The sequence below is a fragment of the Kitasatospora sp. NPDC023118 genome (genome assembly GCF_055560875.1).
The window spans coordinates 73,067-90,080 of record NZ_JBVHHW010000028.1 but is presented as its reverse complement, the minus strand read 5'-3'; the positions used below and the strand labels follow the sequence as shown (position 1 = coordinate 90,080).

Genomic DNA, 17,014 nt, shown 5'->3' with positions numbered 1-17,014 from the left:
ATACTACCGACCGGCTAGTTTTGATTCCGCGTCAGGGCCGTCACACTGCCTGCGATGGCGGCAGCGTCACGTCCAACTCCCGTTCACGTAGGAGACTTCCATGACTGCTGCGCCGCCGCAAAACCCCGGTCCGATCACGCCCCAGCTGCCGGTCGACATGCCGTTCGAGCAGGAGCTGTGCGGGCTCGTGCTCGACACCGCACCCCGGCTGTTCGCTGTCGTCCAGGTGTGTGGCGAGGGCCTTGCGGACGCCGACGGGTGGGTCGCGGCCTGGGGGCTCGTCGACCGTGACGGGCCAACGTACGTGATCAGCGTCGACGGGCAGGCGCGAATGACTCTCGCATCTCCCGATCGAGCCTTGCGCCATTTCGCCGGGCGACCGGGGATCACCTCGCGGCTGGTCTGGCTCGCGCAGCCGAGAGCTGCCGCGATGGACCGAGCCGAAGCCGCCTGACCTTCGACCTGCTGGCACGCCTCTCGGCCGAGGAGCTGGCGCGAGCGGCCGCGTAGGGCGCGGCAGGCTCGGGTCTCCGGGGCAGATCCGCCCGGCTTGCGTTGATCACTCGCTTTCCCGTGGTTTCAGGCGGCCCGGCCGTTGCCGGCCGGGCCTCCCACCCATCGCGGCGGTTGCGGGTCGGGCCGCGGGGAGCGCTCCCACACCACTGATACCGGCGGTCCCGGCCTTCCTTGGCCGGGGCCGGGACCGCCGCCACCTTCGCCGTTCCAACGGGGTGGACGGGACGCCCAGTGTCAGGGCAGGCCCGGGTCCAATAACGCGGGCCCGCCTTTCTCATCCGCTCCGTGTTCGCCCTGCATTGCGGTCCGTCCGCCGCGATCACGATCGCGGCGGACGGCGAAAGGAGCCGCGATTGACCCACAGCCTTCCCGTCTTCTGTGCAGGAAGTCGGTCCGGCCGACTTCCTACGCAGGGGTCCGGAAATACCGTCGCCGCTTCGGCCCTGCCGAAGCGGCAACGGTCGACAAGGAGTGGCTCGCGATTTTGTAATTTCTGATGTCGCCCCTCTCCCCGCCTCAAGGGAGCGGCAGGACGTGCTGGACGCTCCGGCCAACGACCTGCCTTTGGGCGGTGGCCTCCTCGCCCGAGGAGGCCACCGCGCCTGTTTTTAGTAGCTGATTTCTAACCGGTGTGGCCCCCGGCACGCCGGGGGCCACACCGGTTTTCCCATCGTCTTTAATTCTTCTACTCATTGGCGTGCTTCCCTCCTTGCCCAAGGAGAGCGCGGCACACTCATTTTCTCTCTATACAAGTTTCTCTTTGAATGCTGGGCGAGTGTTAGCCCTGCTCCCACTCCGGCGGGAGGGGGCTTGATGCCGTCCGGTAACGCTTCGGCATCCTCCGGGGGACTGGGCATTGACACCCCGCTGACGCGGCCCGTACGGTCCTGTCCAAGGAACTGGAAAGTTTCCTAACAGTTCCGGTCCGCCAGCCGAAAGGGGAGGATTCCGGGCATGACCAAGAGCACCGCCAAGGCTCCCCTCGCCGGCACCCCGAGCCTCCTGCGTGCCATCAACGACCGTGCCGCCCTCGAACTCCTGCTGGCGAACGGCCCGCTCTCGCGCACCCAGATCGGCACCCTGACCGGGCTGTCCAAGCCCACCGCCTCCCAGCTGCTGGCCCGCCTGGAGGCGGCCGGGCTGGTCCTGCCGGTCGGCACCACGGCGGGTGGCCCGGGGCCCAACGCGCAGCTGTACCAGGTGAATCCGGCTGCCGGGTACGTCGCCGGAGTGGACGTCACCAACAGCGGGATCCGGGTCGCCGTCGCCGACATCACCGGCACCACGCTGACCGAGCACGCCGTGTCGACCAGGGGCGTCCCGGCCGCCGAGACCGTCGCCACGGTCGCCGCCGCCGTCGCCGAGGCCGTCCGGGCCGCCGGGCTGCCCGAGGGGAGCCTGCGCACCGTCGCGATCGGCGTCGGCGGCGCCCCCGACCCGGTCACCGGGAAGCTGCGCTACGCCTCCCACCTGCCGGGCTGGCACTCGCCGCGGCTGGTCGAGGAGCTGTCCGAGGCGATCGGCGCGCCGGTGTCGATCGAGAACGACGTGAACCTGGCCGCGGTCGCCGAGCAGGCCACCGGCGCGGCGGCGGGCTTCGAGGACTTCGTCCTGCTCTGGGCCGGGGCGGGCGTCGGCGCCGCGATCGTGATCGCCGGACGGCTGCACCGGGGCTTCACCGGCGGCGCCGGGGAGGTCGGCTACATGCCGGTGCCCGACTCGCCGGTCGAGTGGGACGCCCGGCGGCGCAAGTTCGGCGGCTTCCAGGCCCAGGTCGGCGCACCCGCCGTCCGTGCCCTGGCCCGCGAGCACGGCCTCGGCGCGCCCAGCGCGGAGGAGTCGATCGCCAAGGCCCTGGCCACCCCGGGCGCCGGCGACACCTTCCTGACCGAACTGGCCGGGCGGCTCGCCGTCGGGCTGGCCGTGATCGTCGCCGTGGTCGACCCCCAGCTGGTGGTCCTCTCCGGCGCGGTGCCGAGCGCGGGCGGCGAACGCCTGCGCACGCTCGTCGAGGACGAACTGGCCCGGATCTGCCTCGCCCGGCCGGAAGTCCGCAGCAGTGCCCTGCCCGGCTCACCCGTCCTGCACGGCGCCCTGCAACGCGCCCTCGCCGACGCCCGCGAGGCGGTCTTCTCCACCCACTGATGCTCCCCCTGTCACCTCGTTCACCTGCACCCACCTCTCCCCTACCCCCTACGCGGGACCCGAGGCGATGACGCCTGCCCGCGCACCCCCAGGAGGACCTCGAAGTGCACCCCACCACCTCCCGCAGGGGCCGCCGCACGATCGCCGCCGTCGCCGGCAGCGCCGTCCTGGCCCTGCTCGCCAGCGCCTGCACCGGTTCCAACGACGCGGGCGGCACCGACGACTCGGCCGGCGGCAAGGACGTCACCATCACCTTCTGGCACGGCTGGAGCCAGGACAACGAGGTGAAGGCGATCAACGACAACATCGCCGCCTTCGAGAAGGCCCATCCCAACATCCACGTCAAGACCGTGGGCAACATCGCGGACGACAAGGTCAACCAGGCCCTGCGGGCCGGTGGCGACGACGCGCCGGACGTGGTGTCCTCCTTCACCACCAACAACGTCGGCATGTTCTGCTCGACCAAGGCCTTCGTCGACCTCAAGCCCCTCCTGCAGAAGAGCGGCATCGACGCGGCCAAGACCTTCCCGGCCGCGATGCTCGACTACTCGCGGTTCCAGGGCAACCAGTGCTCGCTGCCGCTGCTCGGCGACGCCTACGGCCTGTACTACAACAAGCAGGCCTTCGCCGCGGCCGGCATCGCGAACCCGCCCAGGACCTTCAGCGAATTCGCCGACGACGCCAAGAAGTTGACCGTCGCCGACGGCGACTCGTACAAGCAGCTCGGCTTCATGCCGCTGTACCACGGCTACGAGTCCACCACCGAGCACTTCCTCGGCCAGTACGGCGCCACCTACTTCGGCGCCGACGGCAAGTCGAACATCGCCGCCGATCCGAAGGTCGCCGCGATGCTCAACTGGCAGAAGGGCCTGGTCGACCAGCTCGGCGGCTACGCCAAGCTGGACAAGTTCCGCGCCACCTTCGGCGAGGAGTTCAGCGCCAAGAACCCCTTCCACACCGGCCAGGTCGCGATGGCCATCGACGGCGAGTGGCGCACCGCCTCGCTCGCCGAGAACAAGCCCGACTTCGACTGGGCCACCGCGCCGTTCCCCGTCCCGGACGACCAGGCCGACACCTACGGCCGCGGCTACCAGACCGGCACCATCGTCGGCATCGCCAGCACCAGCAAGAAGCAGGCCGCGGCCTGGGAGCTGGTCAAGTACCTGACCACCGACACCGACGCGGTGGTCAACTTCGCCAACGCGATCCACAACGTGCCGAGCACCTTCGACGCACTCAACTCGCCGAAGCTGGTGAGCGACCCCAATTTCAAGACCTTCCTGGACGTCGCCAAGAACCCGCACTCGGGCACCACCCCGGCCAGCGTCAACGGCGGCGGCTACCTCCTCTCGCTGCAGAACCTCGGTTACGACTACGAGTCCGGCAAGCAGACCGACCTGCCGGCCGGCCTGGCCGCCACGGCGAAGCAGATCGACACCGACATCGCCCAGGCCAAGTAAGCGGCGGGAACGGTCCACGGAGCTCCCATGTCACTCGCGTTCGGCACCCGCAAGGAAGGCGCCCCCGAGGGCGGCGCCGCCAAGGGCACTGGACCGGCCGGCCCGGCGGCGTCCTCCACGCAGCGCCTGCTGCGCCGGAAGCGTCGCCGGGAGGCGGCCCGCACCCTCGCCTTCCTCTCGCCCTGGCTGATCGGGTTCAGCGTCTTCTTCGTCTACCCGCTGGTCTCGACCGTCTACTTCTCCTTCACCCAGTACAACGGCTTCGGCGCGCCCAGCTTCAACGGGCTGAAGAACTGGGACTACGTCCTCAACGAGCTGCCGACCTTCTGGCAGGGCCTGCGCAACACCCTGTGGCTGGTCGTCGTCATGGTGACCCTGCGGGTCGCCTTCGGCCTCGGCGTCGGACTGCTGATCACCAAGATCAAGACCGGCGTCGGCTTCTTCCGCACGGTGTTCTACCTGCCGTACCTGGCCCCGCCGGTGGCCGCCACCGTCGCCTTCGCCTTCCTGCTCAACCCGGGCACCGGCCCGGTCAACCACCTGCTCGGCGAGCTCGGTCTGCCGCAGCCCGGCTGGTTCGCCGACCCCGACTGGTCCAAGCCCGCGCTCACCATGCTCGCCATGTGGGGCGTCGGCGACCTGATGGTCATCTTCATGGCCTCGCTGCTGGACGTCCCCAAGGAGCAGTACGAGGCGGCCGAGCTGGACGGCGCCGGCCCGCTCCAGAGGTTCCGGTACGTCACGCTGCCGAACATCTCGCCGATCATCATGTTCGCGGTGGTCACCGGGGTCATCCAGACCATGCAGTACTACACCCAGGCGATCGTCGCCGGGAAGGTCGCCAGCGGCGTCGCGGGCAACTCCGGCCAGCAGTTCGAGCCGGGCTTCCCCCAGGGCTCCACCTGGACCCTGCCGCAGATGGTCTACAACCTCGGCTTCCAGCGCTTCGACTACGGCGCGGCCTGCGTCGTCGCCCTGGTGCTGTTCGCCATCTCGATGGCCGTCACCTCGATCCTGCTCCGCCGCCGGTCCGGCTTCATGGCGAGCGACGACTAGCGGACCGAATCGCGGACCAATGAGGACTTCACCATGACTCTCAGCTCCACGCTCACCAAGACGCCCTCCCCGGCCGGCGCCCCCAGGGCCGGCGGTCCCGCCGCCCGGGCCGCCAGGCGCCGTGCCGTGCTCAACTGGGTGGCCGTGCACTCGCTGGCGATCGCCGCCGCGCTGTTCTTCCTGCTGCCCTTCGTCTTCGTCTTCCTCACCTCGGTGATGGACGACCAGCAGGCGCTCACCACCGACTACTGGCCCACCCACTGGGAGTGGGGCAACTACGGCAAGGTGTGGGACACCCCCGGTTTCCTCACCTGGTGGCGCAACACCCTGGTGTACGCCGGCGCCGGCACCCTGCTGACCATCGTCTCCAGCCTGCCGGTCGCCTACGCGCTCGCCAAGTTCCGCTTCCGCGGCCGCAACCTGGCGCTGATGGCGGTCATCGCGATGATGATGCTGCCGCCGCAGGTCACCGTCATCCCGATGTACCTGTTCTGGGCCAAGCAGATGGGCATGGGCGGCTCGCTCTGGCCGCTGATCATCCCGATGGCCTTCGGCGACGCCTTCTCGATCTTCCTGCTGCGCCAGTTCCTGATGACCATCCCCAAGGAGTACATCGAGGCCGCCCGGATCGACGGCTGCGGCGACCTGCGCACCCTGCTGCGGGTGGTCCTGCCGATGGCCAGGCCGGCCATCGCCGCCGTCGCGCTGTTCCAGTTCTTCTACTGCTGGAACGACTACTTCGGCCCGCAGATCTACGCCAGCAACAACCACGAGGCCTGGACGCTCAGTTACGGCCTGGAGTCGTTCAAGGCCGCCCACCACACCAACTGGAACCTCACCATGGCCGCCACCCTGCTGGTGATGGCGCCGGTGATCGTCCTCTTCTTCTTCGCACAGAAGGCCTTCATCGAAGGCGTGACACTGACAGGGGTCAAGGGCTGATGTCCGCACCGAAGATGTCCGCACCGAAGATGTCCGCGCCGAAGATGTCCGCACTGAAGTTGGCAATCGTCGGCGGTGGTTCGACCTACACCCCGGAGCTGATCGACGGCTTCGCCCGGCTGCGCGACTGCCTGCCGATCGGCGAACTGGTGCTGATCGACCCGGCCGCCGAACGGCTGGAGCTGATCGGCGGCCTGGCCCGACGGATCTTCGCCAAGCAGGGGCACTCGGCCACGGTCGCCACGACCACGGACCTGGCGGCGGGGGTCGCGGACGCCGACGCCGTCCTGCTCCAACTGCGCGTCGGCGGGCAGGCCGCCCGCAACCGGGACGAGACCTGGCCGCTGGAGTGCGGCTGCGTCGGCCAGGAGACCACCGGCGCGGGCGGGCTCGCCAAGGCGCTGCGCACCGTCCCGGTCGTGCTGGACATCGCCGAGCAGGTCCGCCGGACCAACCCGGACGCCTGGATCGTGGACTTCACCAACCCGGTCGGCATCGTCACCCGGGCCCTGCAGAGCGCCGGCCACAAGGCCGTCGGGCTGTGCAACGTCGCGATCGGCTTCCAGCGCAAGTTCGCGGCGCACCTGGGGGTCGCGCCGGAGCTGGTCCGGCTGGACCACGTCGGGCTCAACCACCTGACCTGGGAGCGCGGGGTGACCCTGCTGGACGGTCCCGGCTCCTCCGCCGGGCGGGAGGTGCTGCCCGAGTTGCTGCGGGACTTCGGCAAGGAGATCGCCGACCACCTCCACCTGCCGCAGCCCTTCGTCCAGCGGCTCGGCGTGGTGCCCTCGTACTACCTGCGGTACTTCTACCAGCACGACGCGGTGGTCGAGGAGCTCAAGGCGCAGGGCTCGCGGGCCGCGCAGGTCGCCGAGATCGAACGGCAGCTGCTGGAGCTGTACGCCGACCCCGGCCTGGACACCAAGCCGGAGCTGCTCGGCGAGCGCGGCGGGGCCTTCTACTCGGAGGCGGCCGTCCAGCTGATCGCGGCGCTGCTGGGCACCGGCGGCGGGACGTCCGTGCAGGTGGTGAACACCCGCAACGACGGCGTACTGCCCTTCCTGCCGGACGACGCCGTCATCGAGGTACCGGCCGAGGTGGACGCCGACGGCGTGCGGCCGCTGCCGCAGCGGCCGGTCGAGCCGCTGTTCGCCGGGCTGATCGCCGCCGTCACCTCGTACGAGCACCTCGCGCTCGACGCCGCCCTGCGCGGCGGGCGCGACCGGGTCTTCGACGCCCTGCTCGCCCACCCGCTGGTCGGCCAGATCGAACGCGCCGACCGGCTCACGGACCTGCTGCTCGCCCACAACCGCGAGCACCTCGCCTGGGCCTGATCGGCCCGGTGCCCGGCAGCCAGGCCCGCGACGGATCGCGGGCCTGGCGCCGCGAGGAGACCGACCATCCCCGGCCGGGAACCCCGACCGGGCCACGTACGAGCCGCGGGGACCTCATGACCCACCAGCCCGAACCACTCCTGCCCGGCGTACTCGCCATCGACGCGGGCAACTCCAAGACCGACGTCGCCCTGATCGGCGTCGACGGCACCGTCCTGGGCACCGCCCGCGGCGGCGGCTTCGCGCCCCAGAGGATCGGCGGCGCCGCAGCCGTCGCCGGCCTCGCCCCGCTGGTCGAGGAGGCCGCCGCGGCGGCCGGCCACCCCTCCTGGAACGGCGTGCTCACCAGCCACGTCAGCGCCTGCCTGGCCAACGCCGACCTCCCGGTGGAGGAGGAGGCGCTGCGCACCGCCCTCGAATCGCACCCCTGGGGCGCCAGCAACACCGTCGTCAACGACACCTTCGGCCTGCTGTGGGCCGGCACCGACGGCCCGCGCGGGGTCGCGGTGGTCTGCGGCGCCGGGATCAACTGCGTCGGCCTGCTGCCGGACGGGCGCACCGCCCGCTTCCCCGCGCTCGGCGAGCTCACCGGCGACTGGGGCGGCGGCTCCGGGCTCGCCATCACCAGCATGTGGCACGCCGTCCGCGCGGAGGACGGGCGCGGCGGGCCGACCGCGCTGGCCCGGGCCATCGCCGAGCACTTCGGCCTGCCCAGCGCCGGGGCCGTCGCCGAGGCCGTCCACCTCGGGCACCTGCCGAGCGCCCGGCTGCACGAGATCGTCCGGGTGCTGTTCGCGGTCGCGGGCGAAGGGGACGCCACCGCCCTGGAGCTGATCGACCGGCAGGCCGACGAGATCGTCCGGCTGGCCGTCGTCGCGCTGAGACGGCTGGACCTGCTGGACGTCCCCGCCCCGGTGGTGCTCGGCGGCGGGGTGCTCGCCTCCCGGCAGCCGCTGCTGCTCGACAACCTCACGGCGCGCCTCGCCGAGGCCGCCCCGCTGGCCGAGCCGCGGGTGGTCGTCGCGCCGCCCGTCCTGGGCGCGGCGCTGCTCGGGCTCGACCACCTGGGCGTGGAGCCGGCGGCGCAGGCGCGGGTGCGCGAGGCGTACGAGGCGCAGCGGGCGGTCTCGGTCTGAGGCCTGCCTTCTCCCCCAGCCTCCCGCCCCCGCCGGATCCGCACGTCCGGCGGGGGCGGGAACCGTTCAGCGCGCGCCGGTCGTGTACCCGAGTGCAGAGCAGCGCCGCCGCCCGGGGAGACTTGTGCCATGGCCGTGCCCCGCATCCTCCTCGCCGCCGCCGTGCTGACCGGCACCGCTCTGGTCTGCCTCACCGGCTGCACCCCCGCCGACTCCCGCCCGACGGTGAACGCGGCCTCCTCCGCCGCCGCCCTCGCCGACGAGGGCGCCGACGACCCGCTGGACGGCGGGGAGGACCTCGCCGACGACGAGGCCGCCGACTCGCCCGTCCCCGGCACCATCGCCGCTCCGGACACCGGCTACCCGTGCCCGGCCCCCAGTCGACTGCCCGGCCACCAGGTGCTCGTCATCGTCGCCGCCGACCCGGCCGAGCTCACCGCCCAGCCCGGCCGCTACACCTGCGACCCGCCCCACTACGAGGCCACCGGCACGCCCGTCCACTACGGCTTCGCGGCCTCCGGCGTGGCGGCGACGCTGGTCGACCGCCCGCACGGGGACGCGGCGAAGCCCGTCCAGCTGGACGAGCTGGTCACCCACCTCAACGACTGCCTCGCCGAGCGCGACCCGGCGGATCCGTACGCCTGCTTCGGCAACGCCTACGACGCGGTGCTCGACTCACACGGGCGGATCATGCGGATCGGGGAGATCGAGGAGCCGTAGGGGCCGGTGGGGCCGTAGGGGCCGGTCGGCTCGCCCCGGGGTTCAGGAGGGCGGCGGCCTCGGCCAGCGTGGTGAGGCCGTGGGGCTCGACGGTGCGCGCCTGGACGACCATGCCGTGGGACCCGCCGGTGAGCTGATTGTGATGCGAATCGGCCATGGCACCGGTGTTCCCGCGGACGGCGCTCGCAGTGGTGCGGACAAGGTAGGGCACCGGCCGGGGGCTGGGAAGGGGCGGTTATGGCCGTTCGGTGGAGGTCGCGGGGAGGGCGTGGGGGGACGAATACGGTGTAGACCGTCCCCTCAACTGTTGAGATTCGGCTGTGCTACGCGTGTCAACGGCCCGTCAGCTGCGGTCTTTTGATGTTCTATACGTTCGCCGGGTGTTCCCTTGGGGTTGGTCTTACTATCGGCGTCGTTGACCCGGTTTCGGCGGCGATGCTTTGCTTCCGGCCGTCGGCGCTAAACCGGTCCCCCATCCCCACTTCACTGACTGTTCATGACGACCAGCCAGTGGTTCCGGGTCACCGTCGTCGCTCCTCCCCATTTGTCCCCCACAGTGCCGCCGTGCCCCATCCGTGCACGGTCGGCATGAGAGAGGAACCCTCACGATGGGCATGTCCCCCACCTCCCGCAAGGCGCGCGTCCGGGCCCTGACCGGGCTCAGCGCACTGGCGCTGGCCGCCACCGGTTTCGCCGCCGCTCCGGCCGCCCAGGCGGACCAGCCGAGCAGCGAGTTCGCCGGGAACAGCCACCCGTACCGGCACGGCGTCGTCCCCACCAAGGAGAGCGCCGAGCACGCCAACGCCTCCTCCGCGGCCGCGACCCGGACGTCGAACCTGAAGTTCGGCGGCGGCGTCGACGGCATCGGTGTCACCACCGGCGCTCCGAAGGTCTACGTGGTCATCTGGGGCTCCCAGTGGGGCACCCCGGGCACCGACGCCAACGGCTACACCACGATGTCCGGCGACCCGTCGGGCGAGGCCGTCCGCGCGCAGCAGCTGTACAAGGGCCTGGGCACCAACAACGAACTCTGGTCCGGCGTCCTGACCCAGTACTGCGAGGGCGTCGCCAAGGGCTCCACCACCTGCGCGTCGACCGCCCCGCACGTCGGCTACCCGACCGGCGGCGCGCTGGCCGGCGTCTGGGTGGACAACTCGACCGCCGCGCCGAGCCAGGCCACCGGCAACCAGATCGCCACCGAGGCCGTGAAGGCCGCCGGGCACTTCGGCAACACCACCGCGGCCTCCAACCGCAACGCGCAGTACATCGTGCTCTCGCCGACCGGGACCCACCCGGACGGCTTCAACACCTCCACGGGCCAGTTCTGCGCCTGGCACGACTGGAACGGCGACACCACGCTGAGCGGCGGCGCGGCCGCCTCGCCGTACGGTGACGTGGCGTTCAGCAACAACCCGTACGTGACGGACATGGGCGCCTCCTGCGGCCAGAACTACGTCAACAGCGGCAGCGCGGGCCTGCTGGACGGCGTGACCATCGTCTACGGCCACGAGTACGCGGAGACCGTCACCGACCAGAACCCGGCCGGCGGTTGGACCGACTCCTCCGGCGCCGAGAACGGCGACAAGTGCGCCTGGAAGGGCACCGGCGGCACCGGCGGCGCGCAGAACGTGAACTTCTCGACCGGCTCGTTCGCCATGCAGGCGACCTGGTCGAACGCGGTCAGCGCCTGCCAGATCTCGCACGCGATCGTCCCCTGAGGCATCGCCTATGACGATCTGACACAGGGGTAGAGCGCCGGGGTGGGTTGTGCGGGCCCACCCCGGCGCTCGTCGCGTTCCCGGGGCGTGTCCTAGGAGGGCGCGACGAGGCCGAACTCGTAGGCGTGGATGACCAGATGGACCCGGTCCCGGGCGCCCAGCTTGGTGAACAGCCGGGCGACGTGCGCCTTGGCGGTGGCCACACTGATGGTGAGCTCCTCGGCGATCTCCGTGTTGGACAGGCCGCGGCCGACCAGGGTCAGCACCTCGCGCTCGCGCTCGGTAATGCCCTCGACGGACTTCCGGGGCCGGGCGGAGGCCTCCGGGCGGGCGGCGAACTCGCCGATCAGGCGCCGGGTGATGCCGGGCGCGAGCAGGGCGTCCCCGGCGGCGACCACCCGCACGCCGTCCAGGATGGTCTCCAGGGCCAGGTCCTTGACCAGGAAGCCGCTCGCCCCGGCGCGCAGCGCGCCGTACACGTAGTCGTCGTCGTCGAAGGTGGTGAGGACGAGCACGTGGGTGGGCAGCTCCGGGTCGGCGAGGATCCGGCGGGTCGCCTCGATGCCGTCCATGCCGGGCATCCGGATGTCCATCACGGCGACGTCCGGGCGCAGCCGGGCGACCAGTTCGACGGCCTCGGCGCCGTTGCCGGCCTCGCCGACCACCTCCAGGTCGGGGGCGTCGGCGATGAGCACCCGCAGACCGGTGCGGATGAGCGGCTGGTCATCGACCAGGACGACGCGGATCACGGTCCCACCTCCGGGGCGGCTTCTTCGGGGATCGGCAGTCGGGCGGCGACGCGGAAGCCGCCCTCGGGGCGCGGGCCGGCGCTGAACTCGCCGTGCAGCAGGGCGACCCGCTCGCGCATGCCGGCCAGGCCGTAGCCGGTGCCGGGGGTGCCGGTCGCGGCGCCGGCACCCAAGTCCACGACGGTGACGGCGAGTTCCTCCGGCCGGTAGTCGAGGGTGACGTGACAGTCGCGGGTGCCGGAGTGCTTGACCACGTTGGTGACGGCCTCCTGGACGATCCGGTAGGCGGCGAGGTCCACCTCGGGCGGAAGGGTACGGGCATCGCCGCGCCGGGTGAGCGCGACCCGCACTCCGGCGCCCGCCGCCTTCTCCATCATCCGGTCCAACTCGTCGAGCCCCGGCGCGACTTCGAGCGGCGCCGACTCCCCCTCACCCTGTCGCAGCGCGCCCAGCATCCGGCGCAGGCCGGCCAGGGTCTCCCGGCTGGTGGCCTCGATGGCGTTCAGCGCGTTGCGGGTCTCGGCGGGCTGGGTGTCCATGACCCGGCTGCCCATGCCCGCCTGGATCGCGATGATGCCGATATTGTGGGCGACCATGTCGTGCAACTCACGGGCGATGCGTAGCCGTTCGGCGGTGACCGCCTGCTCGGTGGCGCGCCCGCGCAGGGCCTCGGTGTGGGCGCGGCCCTGGTGGATCGTGTTGCCGACCAGCCAGGCGATCAGGACGGTCGCACCGAAGCCGGCGTAGGCGAGCGGGTTGACGGGGTAGTCGTTGACGGCACCCCAGAGCAGCAGCGCGCCGAGCGTGGCGAGCGGCAGCCCGAGGGCGCTCAGCGAGACCGCGCGGGAGCGGGTGGCCGCGCAGTAGCCGACGACGGCGTCGGCTATCAGGAACTGCAGCGGAGCCGTCTCCGGGACCTCCCACATCCCGAGTGCGAAGATGCTGCCCGCGAGCGCCACCGCGATGGCCGCCAGCGGCAGCCGGACCAGCAGGAACGCGACCAGGGTGGTGACGACGGCGGTGACCACCAGCGGCATGTCCTCGGGGTTGCCGTGGTAGTCGAACAGGAGACGCAGCTCGTCGGCCCGGGTAAAGAAGCGGAACACGACCAGGGCCAACCAGAGCGCCGCCACCCACACGCCCGCGGGCAGTCGCCTGAGCAGGGGCGGGCGAGGGTTGGTGATCATGACGCGATGGTAGCGGCGGGCTGCGCGGCGGCGCATTGGCCCGCGGGAGTAATCCCGGGGGCGGGTGCGGCGGCGGTCGGTTGTGGCCTGCGGCCCGATGCCCGATGACGGCCCTGACCGGCAGCGTTGTCCCCGTGATCGAGATCGAGCGACTGACCAAGCGGTACGGCGCCACCACGGCCGTCGACCAGTTGACCTTCACCGTCCGGCCGGGCGCCGTCACCGGCTTCCTCGGCCCCAACGGCGCGGGCAAGTCCACCACGCTGCGGATGATCCTGGGCCTCAACACCGCCACCGGGGGCACCGTCACCGTGGACGGCGTGCCCTTCGCGAACCGGCCGCGCGGCCTGCGGCACGTCGGCGCCCTGCTGGACGCCGGGGACGTGCACGGCGGGCGCAGCGCCCGGGCACACCTGTCGGCGCTGGCCCGCAGCAACCGGATCCCGCTCGGACGGGTGGACGAGGTGCTGGCGGAGGTCGGCCTCGGCAAGGCCGCCGGGCGGCGGATCGGCGGCTACTCGCTGGGCATGAAGCAGCGTCTGGGCATCGCCGGCGCGCTGCTCGGTGACCCGCCCGTGCTGCTCTTCGACGAGCCGCTGAACGGGCTGGACCCGGAGGGCGTGCTCTGGGTACGCGGGCTGTTCAGACGGCTCGCGGACGAGGGGCGGACGGTCTTCGTCTCCAGCCACATGATGGCCGAGATGGAGCACACCGCCGACCACCTGGTGGTGATCGGGCGCGGACGGCTCATCGCGGACGAGAGCCTGGCCGAGTTCTCGGCCCGCAACGCGGAGTCGAGCGTGGCCGTGCGGGCGCCGGAACTTTCACTGCTGGCCGATGCCATGCGCGCCGAGGGCGCCGAAGTCGGCGTGGTGGAGCCTCAGTTCGGGATCGTCACCGGAATGCCCGCCGAACGGATCGGTGAACTCGCGCTGCGCCACGGCGTGGTGCTGCACGAGCTCGCCACCCGCACGTCGTCCCTGGAGTCGGCGTTCATGTCCCTGACCGCCGACAGTGTCGAGTACCTGGCTGGAGAGGCCCGATGAGCACCATGACTCTGATCCGCGCGGAGGCCGCCCGCGCCGCCGAAACGGCACCCCGGTTCACCGACCTGCTCGCCGCCGAGTGGATCAAACTGCGGTCGCTGCGGTCGACGTACTGGGTGCTGGCGCTCGCCTCGCTGGTGGCGATCGCCATCAACATCAACGCCGTCCACAGCGACCTGACGTACATCGACCACCCGCCGCCGCGGCTGCCCGGCATACCGCCGTACCGGTACGACCCGCTGTTCCACGGCCTGAGCGACATCGCCTGCTACCTGATGGCGATCGCGGCCGGCAGCCTCGGGGCGATCACGGTCTTCGGCGAGTACACCACCGGCATGATCCGCACCACCTTCGCCGCCGTGCCCGACCGGCGCGGGGTGATCACCGCCAAGGTGCTGCTGATCGGCGGGATCACCTCGCTCGCCGGGATCGTGGTGTCGACGCTGTCCTTCTTCACCACCAACGCCATGCTGGCCTCCCGGCACGTCGGGCTCTCCATCACCGAAGGCGTCAGCCTGCAGGCCGTCCTCGCCTACGCGGCGATCGTGCCGGTCTGCGCGCTGATCGGCATGGCCCTGGGCGCGGTGCTGCGGCACGCCACCGCCTCGATCGTGTCGCTGGTGCTGCTGTTCTTCATCATGCCGCTGATGTTCGGCGGCGACCGCTACCGGTGGTTGCACGAGATCGGCAGCCACCTGCCGCTGGCCACCGTCGGCCGGCTCACCTACAACCCCAATTCCTCCACCACGACCAGCAAGTGGGCGCCGAGCGTGCTGGACTCCTGGATCACCATGGGCGTTTGGGCGGCGGTGGCGGTGGCGGTGACGATGGTCGTAGTGCGACGGCGGGACGTCTGAAGTCCGTTCCGGTCACCGGATGTCGAGGCGCCGCGCGGTCTCGGCGGGCAGCTGGTACGGGCGTTCGGGCGGCAGCAGCCGCTGCGCCTTCGCCACCCGGCCCCCGCGGACCAGCGCGGCGATCCGCTGCACCTGCGGGGTGAGGTCGGTGCACCCCCTGGCCCGGCACGCTGCCAGGGCGGGCGGGCCCGGCGCAACGGGATTGTCGGGCCACCGGATCGTCGGGGCTACGGGATGAGCTGGGCGCCGATCACGCCGTGCCCGGCCTCGACGATGGCGCGCCGGACGGGGACGACGGCGTCGATCACGGCCCGCCACGGTAGGCGTCGCCACCGACAGCCGGTGGCGACGCCGGGCGGGGCGGCGTCAGGCGGCTGGGGCGGCGGCCTTGGCGCGGAAGGCGCCGAGGGTGGCCGGGTCGACGCCGCAGGCGGGGAGGAAGGCCGCCGCGCCGCCGTGGTGGGTGTGGACGCGGTGGAGGAAGACGGTCATCGCCTCGGCGGGGGCCTCCAGCAGGGGGGCGGGGATGGTGAGGTGGCGGCCGTCGGAGTCGGTGACGCGGGTGGGGCCCTGGGTGTTGAGGGCGGTGCGGTGGCGTTCGGCGAGGTTGGCGAAGATCTGCGGGAGGGCGTCGGCGGTGCGGGCGTAGTCGGCGACGATGCGGTCCGCGGGGACGCCGAGGAGGTCGAGCAGGAGGGCGGTCAGCAGGCCGGTGCGGTCCTTGCCTGCGGCGCAGTGGAGCAGGACGGCGCCGGGGCGGGCGGCGGCCTCGACGGCGGCGGTGACGGCCTCGGGGGCGGACTCGGCGAGCAGCACGTAGAACTCGCCGAGGTCGGCGGCGGTGGTCATGGTGCTCATGCAAGCGGTGAGGGCGTCAGTGGCGGGGTTCACCGGGGCGGCGACGACGGCTATCCCGGCCTCCTCGGCGGCGGCCCAGTCCGCGGGGTGGGTCTCGCGGGGGTCGCGCAGGTCGACGACGGTGCGGATGTCGCACGCGCGCAGCTGGGCGACGACGGCCTCGTCGGCGGCCGGGTACGGCTGGGCGGAGCGGTACAGCACGCCGGGGCGGATCCGCAGGCCCTCGGGGTCGCTGAGGAGGGCGGAGTCGCGGAAGTTGACCAGGGACATGCGAGGGGCCTTTCGGGTGAAGCCGCACACGGAGACGAGCAGGACGTCTAGACGTCTAGATGTCTAACCCGTCACCGGGGTGCCGGGCAAGCCGCGGCCCGCGGGGCACCTCTCCATCCCACCCCCGTCGGCCCGCCGCGGCGAGCCGGGGGCGGCCGGCGACTTCGTAGGATCGGGACCGTGGCGACGAACCCCCCGAGCACTCCCCCGAGCACTCCTCCCAGCATCCCGCTGTACCGCCGGCTGGCCCGGCAGCTCCAGGAGCGGATCGACGCCGGCGGCTACCCGGCGGGCGCCCGGCTGCCCAGCGAGCCGGAGCTGAGCGCCGAGTTCGGCGTGAACCGGCTGACCGTGCGGCAGGCGGTGGCGGAGCTGGAGCGGGCGGCCGTGGTGGAGATCCGCCGGGGCGTGGGCACCTTCGTCCGCCCGCCCGCGGTACGGGTGTCGATCGCGGTGGACCCGCGCAGCCAGCGCTTCGACCTGGGCAGCGTCCACGACGCTCTGCCCGAGGGGGATCAGGGGGACGGCGAGTTCGTGGTCGCCGCACCGCCGGTGACCGGCTCGGCGGAGGACGAGGAGGTGGCCCGCCAGCTGGGCCGTGCGCCCCGGGAGCTGTCCCGGGTGGACTCGGTGATCCGCCTCGGCGGGCGGGCCCGGGCGGTGTGCAGCTACTGGGTGCCGTTCGGGCCGCTGCCCGCCGAGCTGCTCCGGCCCGGCCACGCCGGGAACCTGGTGCTGGACCTGGCGCGGGCGGCCGGGGTGGAGCTGGAGTACGACTGGCGGGCCTTCGGCGCGATCGGCGCGGACCTGGCGGACGCCGAACTGCTGGGTGTGCCGGCGGGCACCCCGCTGTTGGTGCGCGAGGGGGTCAGCTGCACCCCGGACGGCACCCCCGCCCTCTACGTCCGGCGCCGGATCGACGGCAGCAGCGCGCGCTTCGTGCTGCACTTCCGCGAGCGTTAGCACACCGGACCTCCGGCCGTAAGGATCCTGCTAAAGTTCACCGCCGAAATTCAGGCC

At 72.0% G+C, this 17,014-nt stretch carries 15 protein-coding genes; 12 read left to right on the top strand and 3 right to left on the bottom strand.

What is annotated here, in order from left to right:
- Positions 1–100: 100 nt before the first annotated feature.
- The 9 genes from ACZ3UD_RS29850 (at position 101) to ACZ3UD_RS29810 (ending at position 11,027) form a co-directional block, all read left to right on the top strand.
- A complete protein-coding gene (locus ACZ3UD_RS29850) occupies positions 101–454 on the top strand; it encodes a hypothetical protein (RefSeq protein WP_465594440.1) in 354 nt (117 codons plus the stop codon).
- Positions 455–1,470: 1,016 nt separating this feature from the next.
- Positions 1,471–2,661 carry an ROK family transcriptional regulator gene (locus tag ACZ3UD_RS29845; RefSeq protein ID WP_465594437.1) on the top strand — a complete coding sequence of 397 codons (1,191 nt, stop codon included), beginning with the start codon at positions 1,471–1,473 and terminating at the stop codon, positions 2,659–2,661.
- A gap of 104 nt (positions 2,662–2,765) precedes the next feature.
- Positions 2,766–4,121 (top strand): ABC transporter substrate-binding protein, encoded by a 1,356-nt coding sequence (locus ACZ3UD_RS29840; protein WP_465594434.1) that lies wholly within the window; start codon positions 2,766–2,768, stop codon positions 4,119–4,121.
- A 27-nt stretch (positions 4,122–4,148) separates the two neighbouring features.
- The gene (locus ACZ3UD_RS29835) at positions 4,149–5,177 is read left to right on the top strand and encodes a carbohydrate ABC transporter permease (RefSeq protein WP_465594431.1); all 1,029 of its coding nucleotides are present in this window, start codon (positions 4,149–4,151) and stop codon (positions 5,175–5,177) included.
- 33 nt (positions 5,178–5,210) lie between these two features.
- A complete protein-coding gene (locus ACZ3UD_RS29830; RefSeq protein WP_465594428.1) occupies positions 5,211–6,119 on the top strand; it encodes a carbohydrate ABC transporter permease in 909 nt (302 codons plus the stop codon).
- 53 nt (positions 6,120–6,172) lie between these two features.
- Positions 6,173–7,453, top strand: a complete 1,281-nt coding sequence (locus ACZ3UD_RS29825; RefSeq protein WP_465594471.1) for a 6-phospho-beta-glucosidase — start codon at positions 6,173–6,175, stop codon at positions 7,451–7,453.
- Between the two features lie 116 nt (positions 7,454–7,569).
- The gene (locus tag ACZ3UD_RS29820; RefSeq protein ID WP_465594425.1) at positions 7,570–8,589 is read left to right on the top strand and encodes an N-acetylglucosamine kinase; all 1,020 of its coding nucleotides are present in this window, start codon (positions 7,570–7,572) and stop codon (positions 8,587–8,589) included.
- Positions 8,590–8,718: 129 nt separating this feature from the next.
- Positions 8,719–9,309, top strand: coding sequence for a hypothetical protein (locus ACZ3UD_RS29815; protein ID WP_465594422.1), 591 nt, complete (start codon positions 8,719–8,721; stop codon positions 9,307–9,309).
- Positions 9,310–9,917: 608 nt separating this feature from the next.
- The gene (locus ACZ3UD_RS29810; protein WP_465594419.1) at positions 9,918–11,027 is read left to right on the top strand and encodes a hypothetical protein; all 1,110 of its coding nucleotides are present in this window, start codon (positions 9,918–9,920) and stop codon (positions 11,025–11,027) included.
- Positions 11,028–11,119: 92 nt separating this feature from the next.
- Here ACZ3UD_RS29810 and ACZ3UD_RS29805 read toward each other — a convergent pair whose 3' ends face one another.
- Positions 11,120–11,776, bottom strand: coding sequence for a response regulator (locus ACZ3UD_RS29805; protein WP_465594416.1), 657 nt, complete (start codon positions 11,774–11,776; stop codon positions 11,120–11,122).
- A complete protein-coding gene (locus ACZ3UD_RS29800) occupies positions 11,773–12,963 on the bottom strand; it encodes a sensor histidine kinase (protein ID WP_465594413.1) in 1,191 nt (396 codons plus the stop codon). Before ACZ3UD_RS29800 ends, ACZ3UD_RS29805 begins: the two co-directional genes overlap by 4 nt.
- 134 nt (positions 12,964–13,097) lie before the next feature.
- On the opposite strand from ACZ3UD_RS29800, the gene ACZ3UD_RS29795 reads away from it, so the two are divergent.
- Both ACZ3UD_RS29795 and ACZ3UD_RS29790 read left to right on the top strand, forming a co-directional pair.
- On the top strand, positions 13,098–14,009 hold the full coding sequence (locus ACZ3UD_RS29795; RefSeq protein ID WP_465594410.1) for an ABC transporter ATP-binding protein: 912 nt from the start codon (positions 13,098–13,100) through the stop codon (positions 14,007–14,009).
- Positions 14,006–14,866, top strand: a complete 861-nt coding sequence (locus tag ACZ3UD_RS29790; RefSeq protein WP_465594408.1) for an ABC transporter permease — start codon at positions 14,006–14,008, stop codon at positions 14,864–14,866. The genes ACZ3UD_RS29795 and ACZ3UD_RS29790 overlap by 4 nt, the downstream gene beginning before the upstream one ends.
- 366 nt (positions 14,867–15,232) lie before the next feature.
- On the opposite strand, the gene ACZ3UD_RS29785 is transcribed toward ACZ3UD_RS29790, so the two are convergent.
- Entirely contained in the window at positions 15,233–15,994 is a 762-nt protein-coding gene (locus tag ACZ3UD_RS29785; protein ID WP_465594406.1) for a tyrosine-protein phosphatase, read from the bottom strand.
- A 180-nt stretch (positions 15,995–16,174) separates the two neighbouring features.
- Here ACZ3UD_RS29785 and ACZ3UD_RS29780 point away from each other — a divergent pair, with 180 nt between their 5' ends.
- On the top strand, positions 16,175–16,957 hold the full coding sequence (locus ACZ3UD_RS29780; protein ID WP_465594403.1) for a GntR family transcriptional regulator: 783 nt from the start codon (positions 16,175–16,177) through the stop codon (positions 16,955–16,957).
- Positions 16,958–17,014: the final 57 nt, after the last annotated feature.

Bases quoted from the DNA above. Each gene is read 5' to 3' on its own strand.
- ACZ3UD_RS29830 (WP_465594428.1), top strand. From the start codon at position 5,211: ATGACTCTCAGCTCCACGCTCACCAAGACGCCCTCCCCGGCCGGCGCC.
- ACZ3UD_RS29845 (WP_465594437.1), top strand. From the start codon at position 1,471: ATGACCAAGAGCACCGCCAAGGCTCCCCTCGCCGGCACCCCGAGCCTC.
- ACZ3UD_RS29810 (WP_465594419.1), top strand. From the start codon at position 9,918: ATGGGCATGTCCCCCACCTCCCGCAAGGCGCGCGTCCGGGCCCTGACC.
- ACZ3UD_RS29790 (WP_465594408.1), top strand. From the start codon at position 14,006: ATGAGCACCATGACTCTGATCCGCGCGGAGGCCGCCCGCGCCGCCGAA.
- ACZ3UD_RS29815 (WP_465594422.1), top strand. From the start codon at position 8,719: ATGGCCGTGCCCCGCATCCTCCTCGCCGCCGCCGTGCTGACCGGCACC.
- ACZ3UD_RS29850 (WP_465594440.1), top strand. From the start codon at position 101: ATGACTGCTGCGCCGCCGCAAAACCCCGGTCCGATCACGCCCCAGCTG.
- ACZ3UD_RS29835 (WP_465594431.1), top strand. From the start codon at position 4,149: ATGTCACTCGCGTTCGGCACCCGCAAGGAAGGCGCCCCCGAGGGCGGC.
- ACZ3UD_RS29785 (WP_465594406.1), bottom strand. From the start codon at position 15,994: ATGTCCCTGGTCAACTTCCGCGACTCCGCCCTCCTCAGCGACCCCGAG.
- ACZ3UD_RS29820 (WP_465594425.1), top strand. From the start codon at position 7,570: ATGACCCACCAGCCCGAACCACTCCTGCCCGGCGTACTCGCCATCGAC.
- ACZ3UD_RS29800 (WP_465594413.1), bottom strand. From the start codon at position 12,963: ATGATCACCAACCCTCGCCCGCCCCTGCTCAGGCGACTGCCCGCGGGC.